This is a genomic window from Porticoccus sp. W117, assembly GCF_030341905.1.
In the GTDB taxonomy this organism is placed as follows: Bacteria; Pseudomonadota; Gammaproteobacteria; order Pseudomonadales; family Porticoccaceae; genus SCSIO-12696.
This window is the reverse complement of sequence record NZ_JATAAF010000002.1, coordinates 34,064-52,762: the sequence shown is the minus strand read 5'-3', so window position 1 is coordinate 52,762 and position 18,699 is coordinate 34,064. Positions and strand designations below refer to the sequence as shown.

The window sequence follows — 18,699 nt, the reverse complement described above, 5'->3', positions numbered from 1 at the left end:
GCTTTTTTTAGGTGTTTTATTTGCTGCGATGGCGCTTCTGCCATTCTACGCCGGGGGCTGGTTTGCGGGCAAATGGTTTGTGGGCAGATCGCCAGGGTTAAGTCACCTCTCGTCATTGCGAAAGCAGTGACAAATCTTTGATTTGGGCAGCCCTTGGGCTGAGCGTAGCGTACAACCAATCTCCATCAATCTGCTACTTAACCGGACGAGATTGCCGCGCCGCCTGCGGCGGCTCGCAATGACGGGGGTTTAAGGAAATTCAATCCAGTTCGTCGATCCACGCCATTTGAATGGCTTCCAATATGCGCTCACCACAGCGGTCGGGATCGTCGTCAAAGCCATCCAGCGCCATCACCCAGTTGCGCAAATCCACAAAGTTAACGGTACGCGGGTCTACGTCGGGCTTACTGTCTGCCAGTTCGATGGCAATATCCAGGGTATCGATCCATTTCATTGTGTTTTACCTCCAGTAAAACGGGAGATGAAAGACGTGAGATGGGAGACGTAAAATCCCACTGCTGTCATTCTGAGCGTAGCGAAGAATCTCGTACTTCGAATTAAGCCTTGAGATTCTTCGCTACGCTCAGAATGACACAAAAGGACAGCTTTACGTCTCTCATCTCTCGTCTCCCATCTCTCGTACTAATGATTCTCCGACACCATGTTGATGGTGTACTTGGGAATTTCCACCACCAGGTCTTCGGATGCCACCAAAGCCTGGCAGCTGAGGCGGGAGTCCGGGTCTACACCCCAAGCCTTGTCCAGATAATCCTCTTCCAGTTCGTCCGCTTCTTCCAGCGACTCAAAGCCTTCCCGGACGTGCACATGGCACGTAGTGCAGGCACAGGACTTTTCACAGGCGTGTTCAATATGGATGCCATTTTTCAGGGCCGCATCACAAACACTGACTCCCGATTCAACCTCTACCACTTTGCCTTCCGGGCAGATGGTTTCGTGGGGCATAAAAACGATTTTCGGCATGCTATTTGTCGCTCTGTTCAAAATCTTCAAGGTGATGGCCTGCCAAGGCCTTGCGGATACTATTGTCCATACGGCGGGCGGCAAATTCTTCGCTGGCCTTGGCCACTGCTTCTATGTGACGGGCGATGGCGCGGTGGTCGCTGCCTTGAGCATAATCCGCCAACTCCTCAACCGCCACTTCCAGGCAATGAAACTCATCCGCCGACAACAGGGCACGGCCATCCAGTTCAAGCGCGGCGTTCAAATCTTCCACCATACGCTGAGCCTCCACTTGCTGCTCCCGCAATGCCCGCGCCTGCATATCATCGCGGGCGTGCTCAAAGGAGTCCTGCAACATGGAGGTGACTTCGCTGTCGGTCAGGCCATAGGAAGGCTTTACTTCAATATGAGCCTCTACATCACTGGTTAGCTCCTTGGCGAATACACTCAATAAGCCATCTGCGTCTACCTGGAAAGTCACCCGAATCTTCGCCGCACCCGCCGCCATAGGAGGCATATTGCGCAGTTCAAAACGCGCCAGGGAACGATTGTCTGCCACCAGCTCCCGCTCCCCCTGCAACACATGGATAGCCATGGCAGTCTGGCCGTCTTTGTAGGTAGTGAACTCCTGGGCTTTGGCCACCGGAATCGTGGTGTTGCGATGGATAACCTTTTCCGTCAGCCCACCCATGGTTTCCAAACCCAGTGACAGCGGAATCACGTCCAACAACAGCATTTCGTCGTCGGGCTTGTTGCCCACCAGTACATCCGCCTGCAGGGCAGCGCCGATGGCCACTACCCGATCCGGGTCGATATCGGTCAGCGGCGGTTTGGCAAACAGTTCGCTGACTTTTTCCCGCACCCGCAGGGCGCGTGTGGAGCCGCCCACCATCACCACGTTGTCTACATCGGCGACGTCCAGACTCGCGTCGCGCAGAGATTTGCGGCAGGCACGCAGGGTTTTTTGAATCAATGGATCGATCAGTTCGTTTAACTGCTGGCGAGTGACTTGCCCTTTCCAACCGACAACATCCACATTGGCAGATTCTGCGCTGGACAGCGCTTCTTTGGCGCTCTGGGCCGCATCCAGCAGTTGGCGCTGCTGACTTGGGGTCAGTGATTCATCCAGACCGGCCTGCTGCCTCAGCCACTGGGCCAGAGCGCGGTCGAAATCATCACCACCCAGGGCGGAGTCCCCCCCGGTTGCCAACACCTCGAATACACCCCGTGAAAGCCGCAAAATGGAAATATCAAAGGTGCCGCCTCCGAGGTCATAAACGGCGATCACCCCCTCACCCTGCTGATCCAGCCCATAGGCCACTGCCGCTGCGGTGGGTTCGTTGAGCAGGCGCAACACTTTAAGGCCAGCCAGAGTGGCGGCATCTTTGGTGGCCTGGCGCTGGGCATCATCAAAATAAGCGGGCACGGTAATCACCGCGCCGTCCAGCGGGCCATCCAGAGTGGCTTCGGCACGGGAGGCCAGTTTTTTCAGTATCTCCGCAGAAGCCTCAACCGGGCTGACGGTACCGGCAGCGGTATCGAAGCGCACCATGCCCTCTCCTTCGGCCAACTGGTAAGGTAATTCACTGCCAAGGGAAACCACATTCTCCCGGCCGCGTCCCATAAAGCGCTTTACTGACAGCAAGGTGTTCAACGGGTCGCTGGCGGCAGCGGCCCGAGCACTGTCGCCAACCACAACGCCATCGCTGGTGTACCGCACTGCCGAGGGCAACAAATGACGCCCCTGTTCATCGGGCAAAGTTTCGGCGCTGGCGCTGCGCACGGTGGCCACCAGTGAATTGGTAGTACCGAGGTCAATACCAACCGCACGGCGCCGCTGGTGGGGTTCCGGGGAAAGGCCCGGTTCGGAAATTTGTAATAAACTCATTTATTCAATGATGGCTGTGATAAGTAGGGTGGATTAGCGTCAGCGTAATCCACCGCATCGGATTATATGGTGGATTACGCTGACGCTAATCCACCCTACAGTAAAAACATCATAAAGCGTCCAAATCTTCTTCCAGCAATTCCATTTCTGCCAGCAATTTACTGGAGAACTGCATCTTTGCCACGGTATCCAGTGCGCTGTCGTATTCACCAGCATCGTAATATTGAGCAAACGAGGCCTGCTGATCGCGGTAGTCGCTGCTCACCCGGCTACGCAATTCGTCCAGGGCGGCAAAAGGGTCGTTATTATCACGAACATCAGCAAGGGATTCTCGCAATTCCATCTGCGTCATTAAAAACATGGGGTCGCTACTTACAGTGGATTCCCCGGTGCTATCCAGACCCTGCCGTTCCAGCAAATACTGGGCCCGCTTCAGGGGCGATTTCAAAGTGTCAAATGCCTGGTTAATAGTGGCAGACCATTGCACTGCGAGGTTGCGCTCCCGCTCCGGTTTGTCCGCATAGCGATCCGGGTGAAATTGCTGCTGCAGTTCGCGGTAGCGTTCTGACAGCACCAGCAAATCTACTGTGAAGGATTCGGAAATCCCTAAAATTTCAAAAAAGCTGTTGCCGTTTTCCACGAAAAAGTACTTCCCCAATAAAACAAAAGGTGGATTACGCTTGCGCTAATCCACCCTACGATATTACTCAAAAACCTTAAACGTGAAAGGATTCGCCACAGCCGCATTCGTCTTTGACGTTGGGGTTGTTGAATTGAAAGCCTTCGTTCAACCCTTCTTTGACAAAATCCAGTTCAGTGCCATCCAGGTAAGCATAACTTTTCGGATCAATAAACAACTTAACGTCATCGCCAATCACCGTATCCGCATCGTCTGCTTCGTCGACAAATTCAAGCACATAGGACAAGCCAGAACAGCCGGAGGTACGCACCCCCAAGCGAATACCCAGCCCTTTACCGCGCTTTAACAGGTGACTGCGAACATGATCTTCCGCCGCTGGCGTCATGGTAATTGCCATTTCTACTGCTCCAAAGTCCGCTTACTGCTGCTCTTCGCCACGCTTTTTGCGCACGTCCTTGATGGCTGCCTTGATGGCATCTTCCGCCAGTACTGAACAGTGAATTTTTACCGGTGGCAGAGCCAACTCTTCCGCCAGCTCGGTGTTCTTGATTTCACCGGCTTCTTCCAGAGTTTTGCCTTTCACCCATTCGGTCAGCAAAGAACTGGAGGCAATGGCGGAACCACAACCATAGGTTTTGAACTTGGCGTCTTCAATTACGCCCTCGTCGCTCACCTGGATCTGCAAGCGCATCACATCGCCACAGGCGGGAGCACCCACCATGCCGGTACCGACGTTGTCAGAATTGTCATCCATCTTCCCCACATTGCGGGGGTTTTCGTAGTGATCCAGAACTTTATCGCTGTAAGCCATTTTGTTTCTCCAAGCTGCCTTTCAGGTAGCAAAAAACACTCAATAAATCAGATTTCAGATCAGTGTGCGGCCCACTCAACCTGATCCAAATCAACACCGTCTTTATACATATCCCACAGGGGCGAAAGCTCCCGCAATTTGCCCACCGCGTGTATTACCTTGTCGATGGCGTAATCGACTTCCTGCTCAGTGGTAAAACGACCAATACTGAAACGCAGGGAACTGTGAGCCAGTTCGTCGTTCAGGCCCAAAGCGCGCAGCACGTAGGAAGGTTCCAGGCTGGCGGAGGTACAGGCCGAACCGGAGGAAACCGCCAAGTCTTTGAGGGCCATAATCAGGGACTCACCCTCGACAAAATTCAGGCTGACATTGAGCAGGCCAGGCACGTGGTGATTCTCTGAGCCATTGAGATGCACTTCTTCAACATCTTTTAAGCCGCTCCACAGGCGATCCCGCAGGCGGTTCAGGCGCAGTGCTTCATCGGCCATTTCCTCGCGGGCAATGCGGAATGCCTCACCCATACCAACGATCTGGTGGGTAGCAAGAGTGCCGGAGCGCATGCCGCGCTCATGGCCACCACCGTGGGTCTGGGCCTCGATGCGAACACGGGGCTTGCGGCGCACATAGAGCGCCCCCATACCTTTGGGGCCATACACTTTGTGAGCGGAGAATGACATCAAGTCCACTTTCATGGCTTCCAGGTCGATGACAACTTTGCCCGCACTCTGGGCAGCATCCACGTGGAAAAACACTTTGCGCTCACGGCAGATTTCACCAATGGCAGCAATGTCGTTGACAGTACCAATTTCATTATTCACGTGCATCAGCGACACCACAGTGGTGTCTTCACGAATGGCGTCCGCCACTACCTGCGGCTGAATAATGCCGTCACTGTCCGGCTCCAGATAGGTAACTTCAAAACCCTCACGCTCCAATTGGCGGCAGGTGTCCAGCACCGCTTTGTGCTCAATTTTGGAGGTGATAATGTGCTTGCCACGCTTCTGGTTGAAGTGGGCACAACCCTTGATGGCCAGGTTGTCGGATTCCGTTGCGCCTGACGTCCAGACAATTTCCCGTGGATCGGCGTTGATCAAATCCGCCACATGGCGACGGGCTTCTTCCACCAGTTCTTCCGCCTGCCAGCCAAAGGCGTGGGAGCGGGATGCCGGGTTGCCAAACACCCCTTGGGTGGTGAGGCATTCGGCCATTTTCTCCGCCACTCTCGGGTCAACGGGGGTGGTGGCAGCATAGTCGAAATAGATAGGCAAATTCATGGGTTACAACACCTTACGTACTTTTGTACTTTAATGGCCACTGGCCGCTATCAGGGGCTCGCCACTTACCTGCGCCACTTCGTTCTGACGTAGGCAAATGGATTGGATATCGGCACGGGCGGTGAGGTCCGCCAGGCTGATACCGCTGAGAAACTGGTAAATCTGGTCACTGAGTTCCTGCCACAGATGGTGGGTCAAACAAATTTCCCCGTCCTGACAGTTGCCTTTACCGGAGCAGTTGGTGGCATCCACCGACTCGTTGACCGCGTCGATAATAGCCGCCACATCAATGCTGCTGGCGCCACGACTGAGGCGATAACCGCCACCGGGGCCGCGAACACTGGACACCAGATCATTCTGGCGCAGCTTGGCAAACAATTGCTCCAGATAAGAAAGAGAAATGCCCTGGCGCTTGCATATATCCGCCAGGCTGATGGGGCCAGCGTCGCCGTGCAGTGCCAAATCCAGCATGGCAGTAACGGCGTATCGTCCACGGGTTGTCAGGCGCATAGTGACACTCTAAATAACTCTAACCGAGGGCAATTATGGAAAAACCAACTTTTTTAGTCAAGTAAATAATAGACTAATTTAGTAGGAATTATTTCTCGCTTTCAGAATTCCCGTTTACCGCCTGCTTTAGCTGCCGCGCCGCGCGCTGAATGGAGGTGAGCATACCCCGTAAAATCGCCAGTTCCATCTCATCCAGGCGAATGCGCCCGTACAGCCGCCGCAAGCGGGCCATGGTCTGGCGCGGGTTGTCACGGTTGTGGAAATCAATATCCACCAGTGCCTGTTCCAGATGTTCGTAATAGCGTTCCAGAGCATCGTGTTTGGCGGGGGGAATATCCCAGTCGTTGAGATCCGGCAACGTCCCCTCTTCCGCTAACAGCGCCGCCATTCGAGTTTCGTAAGTCAGTACCTGCACTGCCGCTGCCAGGTTAAGGGAACTGTAATCCGGGTTGGTGGGAATATGCACATGGTAAGTGCAACGCTGTAATTCCTCGTTAGTGAGGCCACGGTCTTCGCGGCCAAACACCAGCGCCACCTCGTGCTCGGTGGCTTCCGATACCGCCTTTTCGCCGCACTCACGGGGGTTGAGCATGGGCCAGGGAATACCGCGGCTGCGGGCGCTGGTCCCTACTACCAAGCCACAATCCACCAGGGCTTCATCCAGGGTATTTACAATCACCGCGTTATCGAGAATGTCCAGAGCATTGGCGGCCCGTTGAAACGCCCGGTGAGAAGGAAATTCTTTGGGCTCCACCAGATACAGCTTCTCTAGCCCCATATTCTTCATGGCGCGCGCCACCCCACCTATATTGCCGGGATGGGTGGTATTTACCAGTACGATGCGTACCTTTTTGAGAAGGTCAGTTTTGAGAATATCTGTCATAGGGGCCTCTAAAATCGGCGCGGATTCTATCATTAATAGATTCTTTCCGGGTAACTCTACGGCATCACTGAATATACGCCCACACTCATACACTTTGATGGTGGCCTTTGTCAGAGTGTATGATGTCTCGCAACGAGAAATGGCTTAAGCCGCCTGCAGCGAGAAGCGGCAGATAATAAAAAGAGCCATTGAGGGCCCTTAATGCTTTCACAAGCAAAATGGATCATCATCAGTCTTATTTTGGCTTGCAGCCATTCGGCCGCAACCACGCTCGATCTCTCCCAAGAAGAAATACAGTTCATCAAAGCCAACCCGGAAATTGTCGTCGGCGGCGAAATGGATTGGCCGCCCATGGATTTCGTGGCCGACGGCATCTACCAGGGAGCCGCCAAGGATTACCTGGATGAAATCGAAACGATTTCCGGGCTCAAATTCAAAGTTGTTACCGGGTACACCTGGTCAGAGCTGATGCAACTGCTCGATAACCGGGAAATAGACATGGTTCCCATGATGTACTGGAGCAACAGGCGTGGCCAGATTTATAACATGACCAACCCCTATATCACGGTCAGACACTACGTATTTACCAAAGGGGAAAGACCTGACATTGTCGATCTGATGTCACTGGAAGGAAAGACTGTCGCCATCCCAAAAGGCTATGCGTCTATTGAGCATCTCGCAGACAGTCACCCCGGCATAAAAATACGGCAAGTACCCACAGTACTGGATGCTATTGATGCAGTTGTTGTGGGTAAAGCCGATGCCATCATCGAAAATACCGCCAGTGTGGGTTGGTACTCCTTGCAGCACAATATTCTCGGCCTGAAACCGGCCTTCCCAATAAATTTTGACGTCAACAATGTGCATATGGCGGTCAGGCGAGACTGGCCAGTGCTGCGCAGCATTCTGGAAAAATCCTTGAGGAGTATTCCAAAGGAAACCACTGCGGCAATCATGGAGAAGTGGACAGGCAGTGAAACTGCCGCGCGCACATTTTTAACGTCGGAAGCCAGATTTTCGCCACAGGAAATTGCCTACATACAAGATCGGCAGGGGTTTTCTGCCTGTGTGTTGTCTAGCTACCTTCCTTTTGAATCGACCGATGTACACGGCCATCAGGGAATGAGCCTGGATTATCTGACCATCACGTCGGATAGTTTGGGAAGACCCTTCTCCATCGTTCCCGTTAGTCAATGGGATCAAGCCGCCGCCAACATCAAGGCGGGCAATTGCGACCTTGCAACGTTTTTTGCCGATACCGGAAACAGCAAGGAAGGAATCACCTCAACGGTGCCTTTGTACAGTGACGATCTCGTTCTGGTCACTCGGCTGGATTCACCTTTTGTTAGCTCACTCGGTGAGCTGCCGGATGCCACAATTGCGGTGATCAAAGGCTATTCAAATCTCAACGACCTTCAGCAAAGCTACCCCAACATCCGTTTTAAGCAGATCGATAGCAGAGCTGACGCGTACCAGCTCATTGAATCCAATCAGGTTTTTGGTGTTCTGGATTTTATACTGGCCGCAAGCCATGAAATATCAAGACGTTACCAAACATCCCTGAAAATAGGCTCCGTACCCACCGAAAACCCCATCAACATCAGCTTTGCAATCCGCAGTGATGAACCCGAACTGGTATCTGCGGTGAACAAAATTTTCAACTCAATACCCAACTCCCAACACAAAACCATTCGCGACAAATGGGTTGCCCTGAAAGTTGAGGAGCGGGTCGATTACCGCCTGGCCATTCAGGTGCTGGTGGTTGCCTTGATTGTACTGGCGGTGGTAGTGGCGTTTTTGATTAATATGCGCAGGCATCGAACTGCCATCCAATCGAAAAACGCCGAGCTGCAAACCATAAACCTGGAATTGAAAGAACAAAGACAGGTAGCGCTGCATCGCGCCAACCACGACCAACTGACAGGCCTTTCCAATCGCCACAAACTGATAGCTGAACTTGAGTACGCCAAAAAATGTTGCGACCGAAGCGGCGAGGAATTGGCATTATTGTTCGTCGACCTGGACCGATTCAAAGCGGTGAACGACACCCTTGGGCATGAATTTGGCGATCAGCTGTTGGTCGCCGTTGCAGATAGGCTGAAAAGTCTGTTCCGGGAAACAGACCACCTGGCGCGTATCGGGGGTGACGAATTCGTCGCAGTCTTGCCGCGCACATCCGACAAACGCTCTGCCTCTATCGTTTCTCAAAGGGTCATCAAGGCACTCACCAAACCCTTTGACGTTCAGGGGCATTCACTGACCATTGGCGCCAGCATTGGCATCGCCTTTTACCCCAGTGATGCACAGGACATGAAAATGCTTATGCGGTACGCCGATGGCGCCATGTATGCAGCCAAAAACTCGGATTCCGATTCAGTACATTTTCACAACGAAGATTTCGCCTTAAAAATGCAGCGACGGCTCGCGATAGAAAAAGGCCTGAACAGCGCTTTCGAAAACAATAGCTTCGAACTGGTTTTCCAGCCTATCGTTAGCCTGGAGACAGGAAAAGCCGTTAAAGCAGAAGCTCTGCTGCGCTGGAATGACCCAGATCTGGGTGCCGTTTCGCCCATTGAATTCATCCCCATTGCAGAAGAACTGGGAATCATCAAACAGATAACCGATTGGGTGCTGGATCAAGTCTGCGCAACACTTGTTAAGCTCGCCAAGCGCGGCTGCCATCTGGAGGCCATTGCCATCAACGTCTCATCTGTTGAATTTGGTTCAGGCACCATCGCTGACAGATTTCAGCAAACGCTGCAAAAACACAGCATTGATGCCCAGCAGATTGAAGTGGAGATTACCGAGGGCCATATGCTGGATCGCGGCCACAAAATCGACGCAGACTTACAGAGCCTGCGGGATATTGGACACAACATAAGCGTGGATGATTTTGGTACAGGCTATTCATCGTTGAGCTATATGAAACGTCTGCCCATTCACCTGATAAAAATCGACCGCGAATTTGTCCGGGACATACCCGACATCCAAAGCGATGTGGAAATTACCCAGGCAATCATTTCACTGTCTCATGCTCTGGGTTACAAGGTAGTGGCCGAAGGGGTAGAAACCGAGGATCAGCTGACATTCCTGAAAAGCCACGGCTGCGATCTGGCACAAGGGTATTATTTTGCCAAACCCCTGCCGGTCGATGGACTGTTTGATGCCATAAAGCGTATAGGTGTGGATGCCTGTACGGCACACTGACATCATTACTCTATTCTGCTAGAATCCCGCGCCCAGCCGGTGATGGCCACTGCGCTACGCTCTTTACAACCCCTAACACTGCTATCGGGAACGACCATGGAACCCACGGTAAACATTGCCCTGCGCGCAGCGCGCAAGGCAGGCGAGCTGATTGTGCGCGCCACTGAACAACTGGATAAAGTCAGAATCCAGCAGAAAGGCCACAACGACTTCGTAACCGAAATCGACAAGGCTGCGGAGCGTGAGGTACTGCACCACCTCAGTAAAGCGTACCCGGATCACCGTTTCATTGGCGAAGAAAGTGGCGAAACCGGCAACCCGGATAGCGACCACCTGTGGATCATCGACCCCATCGATGGCACCACCAATTTTATTCGCGGCATCCCCCACTGCGCAGTTTCCATCGCCTGCTCCGTTAACGGCCGCCTGGAACACGCGGTTGTCTACGACCCATTCAAAAACGAAGAATTTACTGCCAGCCGCGGCCGTGGCGCACAACTCAACGGTCGCCGCATTCGCGTTACCGGACGTACATCTATGGAAGGTGCTCTGATCGCCACCGGCGTTCCCTTTAGCGAGCCCTCCTTCAGCGAAATGGACAACTACCTGGCGTGCATGAAAGAACTGGCAGAGAATTCCTCTGGCATCCGTCGCATTGGCGTGGCTTCACTGGATTTAGCCTACCTGGCAGCGGGCCGTTTTGACTGCTTCTGGGAAATGCACCTAAAACCCTGGGACATCGCTGCTGGCGTGCTGCTGATCAAAGAAGCCGGCGGCTTGGTGTGCGACTTCCAGGGCGGGGAAAACTATATGGAAAATGGCCATGTTGTGGCTGCCAGCCCGCGGTTGTTAAAGCCGACGTTGCAGGTTGTTGGTAAGTATTTGGGGCATCTTAAATAGCGGCGAGCTACGCGCTGCTGGCTTCGAGCAGCCCCAGCGTAATTGTCATCCTGAGCGCAGCGAAGGATCTCATTATTGCAACAATCACAGAGATTCTTCGCTGCGCTCAGAACAACAGATGACCACCCTACTGCTCGCAGCCCGTAGCTAGAAGCCCGCAGCCTTAAAAGCCATTTATGGCTTTGATTTCCAGGAAGTCTTCAAAGGCATAGGCACCCCACTCCCGGCAGTTACCGGACTGTTTGTAGCCGCCAAAGGGGGCGTCGTAATCCTGGTAGGCGCCGTTGAGATGAATCATGCCGGCCTTGATACGGCGCGCAACTCGGCGACAACGCTCCACATCACTGCCCTGCACATAGCCGGCCAAGCCATAAATTGAATCGTTGGCAATGGCAATGCCCTCTTCCTCGTCGCCATAAGGAATAATGCACAGTACCGGGCCAAAAATTTCTTCCTGGGCGATGGTCATATCGTTGCGCACATCAGCAAAGATAGTGGGTTTGGCGTAGTAGCCTTGTTCAAGTCCCTCCGGTTTGCCCAAACCACCCCACAACAAACGCGCTCCTTCGTCGATGCCAATTTGAATATAGCGCTGGGTGGTATCGTATTGTTTTTTGCTGGCCATGGGGCCCAAGTGGCGACCTTCCTGTGTAGGGTCACCTACTTGCACTTTGGCAGCCGTCCGAACAGCCACGTCCAAGGCTTCTTCATAACGAGACTGTGGCACCAGCATACGAGTGGGAGCGTTACAGGACTGGCCGGTGTTTTCGAAGCAGTTGAATACGCCCCATTTCACCGCTTTTTCCATATCCGCATCGTCCAGGATCAGGTTGGGAGATTTGCCCCCCAGCTCCAGCGCCACTCGTTTGATGCTGTCTGCCGCCGCTTTGGACACCAACGCACCCACGCGGGTTGAGCCGGTCAGGGATACCAGGTCAACTTCCGGGTGGGTCGACAGCACTTCGCCCACCACCGAGCCAGGGCCATTGATAACGTTGTACACACCGGCAGGAATACCCGCCTGGTGCACGACTTCGGTAAACAGCATGGCGGACAGCGGGGTTTCCTCACTGGGCTTGACAACCATGGTGCAGCCAGCGGCAATGGCCGGGGCCACTTTGCACACAATCTGGTTCATGGGCCAGTTCCACGGGCAGATAAAACCACACACGCCAATGGGCTCTTTCACCACACGGGCGCTGCTGGTACTTTCCTCAAACTGGTAATTTTTCAGGGCATCGATAGCCGCCTGAATATGACCGCGCCCGGTATCCGCCTGAGCCGCTTTGGAAAAAGAAATAGGGGCACCCATTTCCTGGGTAATGGCAGCAGCAATCTCGTCATAGCGCTCCATATAACCGGCCAGCAAACGCTCCAACATGGCCAGGCGCTCTTCGCGACTGGTCTGTGAAAATGAATCAAAAGCAGCCCTGGCAGCAGTGATAGCACGTTCCACATCAGCAGCGCTGCCCATGGCAGTAGTGGCAAAAGACTGTCCGGTGGCAGGATTTTCCACTTCACGGGAAGTGGATTCCAATGGCTCGACCCACTGGCCGTCGATATAGAATTTGCGTAAATTTTCCATGGTTTTTCTCGATATTTAAAAGCGTAAATAAAAATTTTATGGACAGCAAAAAGCGACCGTTATACCTCGATCAGGGAAGAGTCAGGCAAACAGTTTTGACAACTGCCGGTCCAGATCAACAGGCAAATCATACTCCTGTGCCGCCAATGTTTGCTGCAATTGCTCCGCACTGGTAGCCCCCAACAGCACGCTGGCAACCTGATTGCGCTTCAGCAACCAGGATATAGCCAGCGTCGCCGGAGCGACTCCCGCCTGTTCTGCCAAACTAACAAACTGAGCGATTTTGGCGTTATTGCCATCGGTGAGAATTTCCTGCAACCACTGGGTATTGGCGCCACGGCTGTCCACAGGCATGGTATTGACGTACTTGCCCGTTAGTGCCCCGCCAGCCAGTGGACTCCAACACACCATGCCAATACCGGCGTGCTGGTAAAAGCGCTGTTTTTTCTCCACCCAACGCTCCAACAGATTGTAGGGCGGCTGTTCAACAATGGGTTTGTGCAGAGAATTCTGTTCAGCAAATGCCAGCGCTTTTTTCAGCGTTTTATCCGACCACATGCTGGTGCCCCAATAGAGAATTTTCCCTTGGGCAATCAGGTCATGCATCGCCCATACCGTCTCCTCAACCGGCGTACTGCTATCTTCGCGGTGGCAGTAATAAATATCCAGGTAATCGGTTTGCAGGTTTTTCAGTGTGCGCTCAATACTGACGCGAATATGTTTGCGACTGAGGCCGCAGTCGTTAGGATCATCACTCTGCGGCCAAAACAGTTTGCTGGCAATCACCAGAGCGTCCCGCTGCAAGGGTTTTACCAACTCGCCAAACGCACGCTCTGCGGCACCGTTGCCATAGGCGTCAGCCAAATCAAAATGATTAACACCGGCAGCGACGGCGCTGTCGACAAGCTCCCTTGACTGCTGCTGATTAAGACTTTGCCCCACTGTCAGCCAGGTGCCGAGGCCAAGAGCGCTGACTTTAAGCCCGCTGCGACCGAGATTTCGATAATCCATAGATAACCCAGACGTATTGAAAATATAAAAAGTTAGAGATGTATAAAAACGACAAGCCTTAAAGGATTTCAAATCCGTGTGCGATCTGAGCCTCAATACTCTGCCACTGAACACCATCAACCCGCGCATCTGGCGGCCCGTTGGCCACCGCTTTCTGGACTTGGGCGACGCTCTCTTCAGAACCGCAAAGCAGTACTTCAACTTGCCCATCCACCAGGTTCTTGGCGTAGCCAGTCACCCCCAATGGCTGTGCCTGTTGTTGCACGAAGTAACGGAACCAGACCCCCTGGACTTTACCGCTGGCGTAGCCGATAACAGAAACATCAGTGCTCACTGCCCCTCCTGCAACAACTCAGCCACCGTCTTATCCAGTAGCGGCGCAGACTGGTTGTGAAAGTTATCGAGCAACTGCCGCAACTGACTGCTCCAGGGGTAACGTTCCAGAACGGTCCAGGCGCCCGCAGAGGGCTCGGTGGCAAAGTGCTCACCGAACAGATTTACCACTTCTGCCATTTTCAGAGAGCTAAGTTCTCGAGCCAGCACATAGCGGTTGTTGGCGGTACTCACCAAAATTTGTTCACCGAGAAACAGGTCGCGCAACTGTTGCCAATGCAGCTGATCCACTCCCGCCTGCAGCATGTGATGGTCGGAAATAGTTTCCCCCTGGCGCTGCTGTTTAGCGGCTTCGGAAAAGATCATCAGCGCCGCCACCAGGTTAGGGTAGCTGTAACCGCGCACGGATGTTTTAAACGTTTCCAGGCCCCGTACCAACTCTGCCCCCAACAACACCAGCGTCCAGATCAGGTAAATCCAGAGCAGGAACAGGGGCACCACCGCAAAGGTGCCATACACCTCCTGGTAGCTGGTATTTGCCACCACCCAGCTAAAGCCGTTTTTCAAACCCTCAAACAGCAATACCGTAACAAGGCCGCCGAACAGGGCAAAACGGATTTGAACCCGACAATTTGGCACGGCAACAAACAACAAGGTGGCGGCAGCCCAAGCGAACAGGAATGGCAGAATTTGCAACAACGTGGCGCCTACTTGCGGGCTGCCAGAATCTTCCAGCAGGAAGCGATCGATCACACCGTAGGCGTTGATGGACAAGCCCACCCCCAACAGTACCGGGCCCAAGCTAAGAATGGCCCAGTAAAGCAGAAAACTGGATAGCCCTTTACGGCCACCGGCAGTACCCCAGATTTTATTGAAGGTTTTTTCAATATTGGCCAGCATCAGGTAAGAGGTAACAATCAGCACGCCAATGCCCACCGCGCTCAGTTTACGCGCCTGATCCATAAAACCGGTCAGGTATTCCTGAACACGGACGCCGGTATCGCTGTCTGAACCGGCTTCCGGCAGAAAGTTACTGAAAATCAACGACTGCAGCTTCGCTTCCAGCCCCCTGAAATCGGGAAACAGGGAAAATGTGGCAAACATCAGGGTGAGCATAGGCACCAGAGCAAACAGCGTCATGTAAGTCAGTGCCGCTGCACTCTCCGGGCAATCGTCGCGAAAAAAACGCCGTGTCAGGTGAACAATAAACTGCCAGCAGGTTTCCAGAAGATTCAGCGGCTTTTGGTGCCATTGGCTCATAAGTGAGAATGCCTTTAAAATGAACCGCTTGATTACAGCACACCCCCTTAACCAATTCCACTAGCCAACGGCTCGCGAATTTATGACTACGATTTACCACAACCCCCGATGTTCCAAATCCCGCCAGACCCTGCAATTGCTGGAAGAAAAAGGCATTATCCCTGAAATAGTGCTTTATCTGGAAAGTACGCCAGACGCCGATACCTTGAAAACCCTGCTGACCAAACTCGGCATCACCACTCGCGAACTAATACGCAGCGGCGAAGATGCCTACAAAGACAACAACCTGGCGGACCAATCCCTGAGCGACCAGCAGCTGATTGATGCTATGGTGAAGTACCCCAAACTGATCCAGCGCCCCATAGTGGTCAACGGCGACAAAGCCGCACTGGGACGACCGCCGGAAGCGGTGTTGAGCATACTCTGAAAGGAGAGATGTAAGATGGGAGACGAGAGACGGGAAAGAACCGACCACGTCTCTCGTCTCCCATCTCACGTCTCCCGGACTAAGAAATGACTGACAGATACATTCTGATCCTCTACTACAGCCGCTCCGGCAACACCCGCGCCATGGCGGAGCTGATTGCACAGGGTGTGGAAGCCGCCGGCATGGAAGGCCGCCTGCGTACAGTACCCGCGGTGTCCGCCAACTGTGAAGCCAGCGAACCGGAGATTCCCGCCAGCGGCGATTTATACGCCAGCAGCGACGATCTGATTCACTGCAGTGGCTTGGTTCTCGGCAGCCCTACCCGCTTTGGCAATATGGCTGCGCCGTTGAAATATTTTCTCGACAGCAGCGGCGAGCAATGGCTCAACGGCGATTTGATTGGCAAGCCCGCCGGGGTTTTTACCTCCACTGGCAGCCTGCACGGCGGTCAGGAAAGCACTCTGCTCACCATGATGGTGCCGCTGTTGCACCACGGCATGGTGATTGCCGGCCTGCCCTATTCCGAATCTGCTCTGCACCACACCAACACCGGTGGCACGCCCTACGGCCCGTCACATACCGCGGGCAGTGACAGCAACACGCCGGTGAGCGATGACGAAGCACAGCTTTGCATCGCCCTTGGCAAACGCATCGCCACCCTGGCGCAAAAACTGACGACATAAATAGAAGCAACTATGGCAACCAGTGATATGCCCACAAGTACGGGTTTTAAGGTACTTAAAATTCTTAGCTGGCTGAGTTTTTTCGGCCTCTGGATCACGCTGGCCCTCAATGGCTTGAAATCGCCACTGGTGGTGCAAGTGATTACTCTGGCACCTCTGCTGATTTTTTTACCAGGCATGATCAAACAACGCCACAAAACCTTGTCGATGCTGTGTTTTGTGTGCCTGATTTATTTCACTGCGGTCACCGTTAATCTGTTTGAACCAGACGCGGGCATACTGGACGCATTGGAAATGGTGTGGGTGGTGATTTTATTTATCGCCACCATGCTATTCAGCCGCAGCATTCAAAAACACCGCTACCAAATGGCCATGCTGGCCCAGGAAAACGCCGCCACCAATCCACCGAGCGAGGACAGCCACAATGACTGACAAGCCCAAGGGAATATTCAGACGATTTTTTGGTTTTATTGGCAACACATTGCTGGGGCTGCTGAAAAGCATTGCCCGACTGCTGATTTCAGCGGTGGTTATTATCACTGTGGCCGTTGTTCTTATTGCCCTGTTCACACGCCCGGAACCCATTCCTGAAAGTGCCGCTCTGGTCATTGCTCCCCAGGGCAGTATTGTCGAGCAGCTGAACCGGTCGCCATCCCCCATGGCCTTGCTGGCCGGACAACCCAAGGAAACCCGGCTCAGCGATTTGCTTGGCAGCATTCGCGCCGCCGCCAAGGATGAGCGCATCAACTCTCTGATACTGAATCTGGACGGCATGTCCGGAACCAGTTTCAACAAGCTCAGTGATATTGGCGATGCACTGCAGGAATTTCGCGACAGTGGCAAGCCGATCACCGTGGCCGGAGACAACTTCAACCAAGGGCAATATTTTCTGGCCAGCCACGCCGACCGCATACTGCTGAACCCATTCGGCGCCGTGGAAGTGATGGGCTTTGCCAGATACCGGCCCTACTTCAAGGATGCCCTGGACAAACTCAAAATCAATGTCCACGTATTCAAGGTGGGCAGCTTTAAAGATGCGGTAGAACCGTTTCTTCGCAACGACATGTCGGAGGCATCAAAGCTCCACAACAGCGAGTGGCTCAATTTGCTGTGGGCGGACTACACCAGCCGCGTGGAGTCCCTGCGCGGGCTCCCCAAAGGAGCCCTTAACGGCTTCATCAATGCCATGGACAGCGAGTTGCAACAGCACAATGGCGACACCGCCAAACTCGCTCTGGAAAATGGTCTGGTCGATCAGCTGGCCACCAGCCAGCAAATGCACGACGCACTGGTGGAGCTGGCCGGTGACGACGGCAATGGCGGTTACCGCCAGGTAGGGATGAAGCGCTACCTGCAAGACATTTTTGCCCAGCGCGAAGCAGACAATATGTTCAAGGAAGACAAGGTGGCACTGGTGGTAGCCAGCGGTGAAATTCTTGATGGCGAACAACCCGCCGGCAAAATTGGCGGCGACAGCCTGGCTGAATTACTGTCCCAGGTGCGTGACGACCCGGCCATCAAAGCACTTGTTTTGCGGGTAGACAGCCCAGGAGGCAGCGCCTATGCCTCTGAGGTGATTCGTCAGGAAATACTGCAAATCAAGGCGCAAGGTATTCCCGTGGTGATTTCCATGGGTAGCCTGGCGGCTTCCGGCGGTTACTGGATTTCCGCCAACGCTGACCAGATATGGGCCAGCCCGACCACCCTCACCGGCTCCATTGGCGTGTTTGGCATGATCCCCACCTTTGAGAACAGCTTTGCGGAGCTGGGTATCAGCAGCGATGGCATAGCCACGACGGAACTGGCCGGCTTTGGCAACCCGACACGCCCAATGAGCGAAAAAGGCGCCGCCGTAATCCAATCAGCCATTGACGGCATTTACCAAAAATTCCTCACTCTCGTGGCCGAGGGCCGCAACAGCAGCAGTGAAGAAGTCCACAAAGTCGCCCAGGGGCGGGTATGGACTGGTGCCAAAGCCAAACAACTGGGGCTGGTGGATGAACTGGGCAACCTGAAAGACGCCATTGTTGCCGCCGCCAAACTGGCAGACATCAGCGAGTACAAGGTAGAACTGATACAACAACCGCTGAGTTTTCAAGAAGCTCTGATGTTGGGGCTAACGGAGAATGTTGATTTGGGGCAATGGCTGAATATCGACAGCCTGATTCCGCAAAGCATCCAGCAAACCGCAAACCCGCTGGTTGAAGCGCTGAACGACCTTAACGATCCCAAGGGGTATTACTTGCGGTGTTATGAGTGTGGGGAACTCTGACAACCCGTAGCCCGGGTAAAGCGCAGCGGAACCCGGGAGGCTCCCCGACAAATTC

At 53.7% G+C, this 18,699-nt stretch carries 19 protein-coding genes; 6 read left to right on the top strand and 13 right to left on the bottom strand.

The window, feature by feature from the left end; genetic code table 11:
* Positions 1-259 precede the first annotated feature (259 nt).
* From iscX to trmJ, 9 genes are all read right to left on the bottom strand, one after another.
* Entirely contained in the window at positions 260-454 is a 195-nt protein-coding gene (gene iscX, locus QSV34_RS01995) for a Fe-S cluster assembly protein IscX (RefSeq protein ID WP_289151549.1), read from the bottom strand.
* Between the two features lie 188 nt (positions 455-642).
* A complete protein-coding gene (fdx, locus tag QSV34_RS01990; RefSeq protein WP_289151547.1) occupies positions 643-981 on the bottom strand; it encodes an ISC system 2Fe-2S type ferredoxin in 339 nt (112 codons plus the stop codon).
* Between the two features lies 1 nt (position 982).
* Positions 983-2,848 (bottom strand): Fe-S protein assembly chaperone HscA, encoded by a 1,866-nt coding sequence (gene hscA / locus QSV34_RS01985; protein ID WP_289151545.1) that lies wholly within the window; start codon positions 2,846-2,848, stop codon positions 983-985.
* A gap of 109 nt (positions 2,849-2,957) precedes the next feature.
* Positions 2,958-3,488, bottom strand: a complete 531-nt coding sequence (hscB, locus tag QSV34_RS01980; protein WP_289151543.1) for a Fe-S protein assembly co-chaperone HscB — start codon at positions 3,486-3,488, stop codon at positions 2,958-2,960.
* Positions 3,489-3,564: 76 nt separating this feature from the next.
* On the bottom strand, positions 3,565-3,885 hold the full coding sequence (gene iscA / locus QSV34_RS01975) for an iron-sulfur cluster assembly protein IscA (RefSeq protein WP_289151541.1): 321 nt from the start codon (positions 3,883-3,885) through the stop codon (positions 3,565-3,567).
* A gap of 21 nt (positions 3,886-3,906) precedes the next feature.
* Entirely contained in the window at positions 3,907-4,299 is a 393-nt protein-coding gene (iscU, locus tag QSV34_RS01970; protein WP_289151539.1) for a Fe-S cluster assembly scaffold IscU, read from the bottom strand.
* Between the two features lie 59 nt (positions 4,300-4,358).
* Positions 4,359-5,573, bottom strand: coding sequence for an IscS subfamily cysteine desulfurase (locus QSV34_RS01965; protein WP_289151537.1), 1,215 nt, complete (start codon positions 5,571-5,573; stop codon positions 4,359-4,361).
* A gap of 30 nt (positions 5,574-5,603) precedes the next feature.
* Positions 5,604-6,083, bottom strand: a complete 480-nt coding sequence (gene iscR / locus QSV34_RS01960; RefSeq protein WP_289151535.1) for a Fe-S cluster assembly transcriptional regulator IscR — start codon at positions 6,081-6,083, stop codon at positions 5,604-5,606.
* An 88-nt stretch (positions 6,084-6,171) separates the two neighbouring features.
* A complete protein-coding gene (gene trmJ, locus QSV34_RS01955; protein ID WP_289151534.1) occupies positions 6,172-6,966 on the bottom strand; it encodes a tRNA (cytosine(32)/uridine(32)-2'-O)-methyltransferase TrmJ in 795 nt (264 codons plus the stop codon).
* Between the two features lie 201 nt (positions 6,967-7,167).
* Here trmJ and QSV34_RS01950 point away from each other — a divergent pair, with 201 nt between their 5' ends.
* Positions 7,168-10,173 (top strand): EAL domain-containing protein, encoded by a 3,006-nt coding sequence (locus QSV34_RS01950; protein WP_289151533.1) that lies wholly within the window; start codon positions 7,168-7,170, stop codon positions 10,171-10,173.
* 96 nt (positions 10,174-10,269) lie between these two features.
* A complete protein-coding gene (locus QSV34_RS01945; protein ID WP_289151531.1) occupies positions 10,270-11,073 on the top strand; it encodes an inositol monophosphatase family protein in 804 nt (267 codons plus the stop codon).
* A gap of 163 nt (positions 11,074-11,236) precedes the next feature.
* Here the strand turns inward: QSV34_RS01945 and QSV34_RS01940 are convergent, their stop codons facing one another.
* The 4 genes from QSV34_RS01940 to QSV34_RS01925 form a co-directional block, all read right to left on the bottom strand.
* Positions 11,237-12,658: an aldehyde dehydrogenase family protein gene (locus tag QSV34_RS01940; RefSeq protein ID WP_289151529.1), complete on the bottom strand. Its 1,422-nt coding sequence runs from the start codon at positions 12,656-12,658 to the stop codon at positions 11,237-11,239.
* An 81-nt stretch (positions 12,659-12,739) separates the two neighbouring features.
* Positions 12,740-13,669 carry an aldo/keto reductase gene (locus QSV34_RS01935; RefSeq protein ID WP_289151527.1) on the bottom strand — a complete coding sequence of 310 codons (930 nt, stop codon included), beginning with the start codon at positions 13,667-13,669 and terminating at the stop codon, positions 12,740-12,742.
* 58 nt (positions 13,670-13,727) lie between these two features.
* The gene (locus QSV34_RS01930) at positions 13,728-14,003 is read right to left on the bottom strand and encodes an acylphosphatase (RefSeq protein ID WP_289151525.1); all 276 of its coding nucleotides are present in this window, start codon (positions 14,001-14,003) and stop codon (positions 13,728-13,730) included.
* Positions 14,000-15,262, bottom strand: coding sequence for a YihY family inner membrane protein (locus QSV34_RS01925; RefSeq protein ID WP_289151523.1), 1,263 nt, complete (start codon positions 15,260-15,262; stop codon positions 14,000-14,002). The genes QSV34_RS01930 and QSV34_RS01925 overlap by 4 nt, the downstream gene beginning before the upstream one ends.
* An 82-nt stretch (positions 15,263-15,344) precedes the next feature.
* Between QSV34_RS01925 and arsC the strand changes: the two genes are divergently transcribed.
* The 4 genes from arsC to sppA all read left to right on the top strand — a co-directional run bounded on the left by arsC (position 15,345) and on the right by sppA (position 18,644).
* Positions 15,345-15,689: an arsenate reductase (glutaredoxin) gene (gene arsC / locus QSV34_RS01920; protein WP_289151522.1), complete on the top strand. Its 345-nt coding sequence runs from the start codon at positions 15,345-15,347 to the stop codon at positions 15,687-15,689.
* 86 nt (positions 15,690-15,775) lie between these two features.
* Positions 15,776-16,372 (top strand): NAD(P)H:quinone oxidoreductase, encoded by a 597-nt coding sequence (gene wrbA, locus QSV34_RS01915; protein ID WP_289151520.1) that lies wholly within the window; start codon positions 15,776-15,778, stop codon positions 16,370-16,372.
* A 12-nt stretch (positions 16,373-16,384) separates the two neighbouring features.
* On the top strand, positions 16,385-16,804 hold the full coding sequence (locus QSV34_RS01910; protein WP_289151518.1) for a DUF2069 domain-containing protein: 420 nt from the start codon (positions 16,385-16,387) through the stop codon (positions 16,802-16,804).
* Complete coding sequence (sppA, locus tag QSV34_RS01905; RefSeq protein WP_289151516.1) at positions 16,797-18,644, top strand: signal peptide peptidase SppA; 1,848 nt, start codon at positions 16,797-16,799, stop codon at positions 18,642-18,644. Before QSV34_RS01910 ends, sppA begins: the two co-directional genes overlap by 8 nt.
* Positions 18,645-18,699 lie beyond the last annotated feature (55 nt).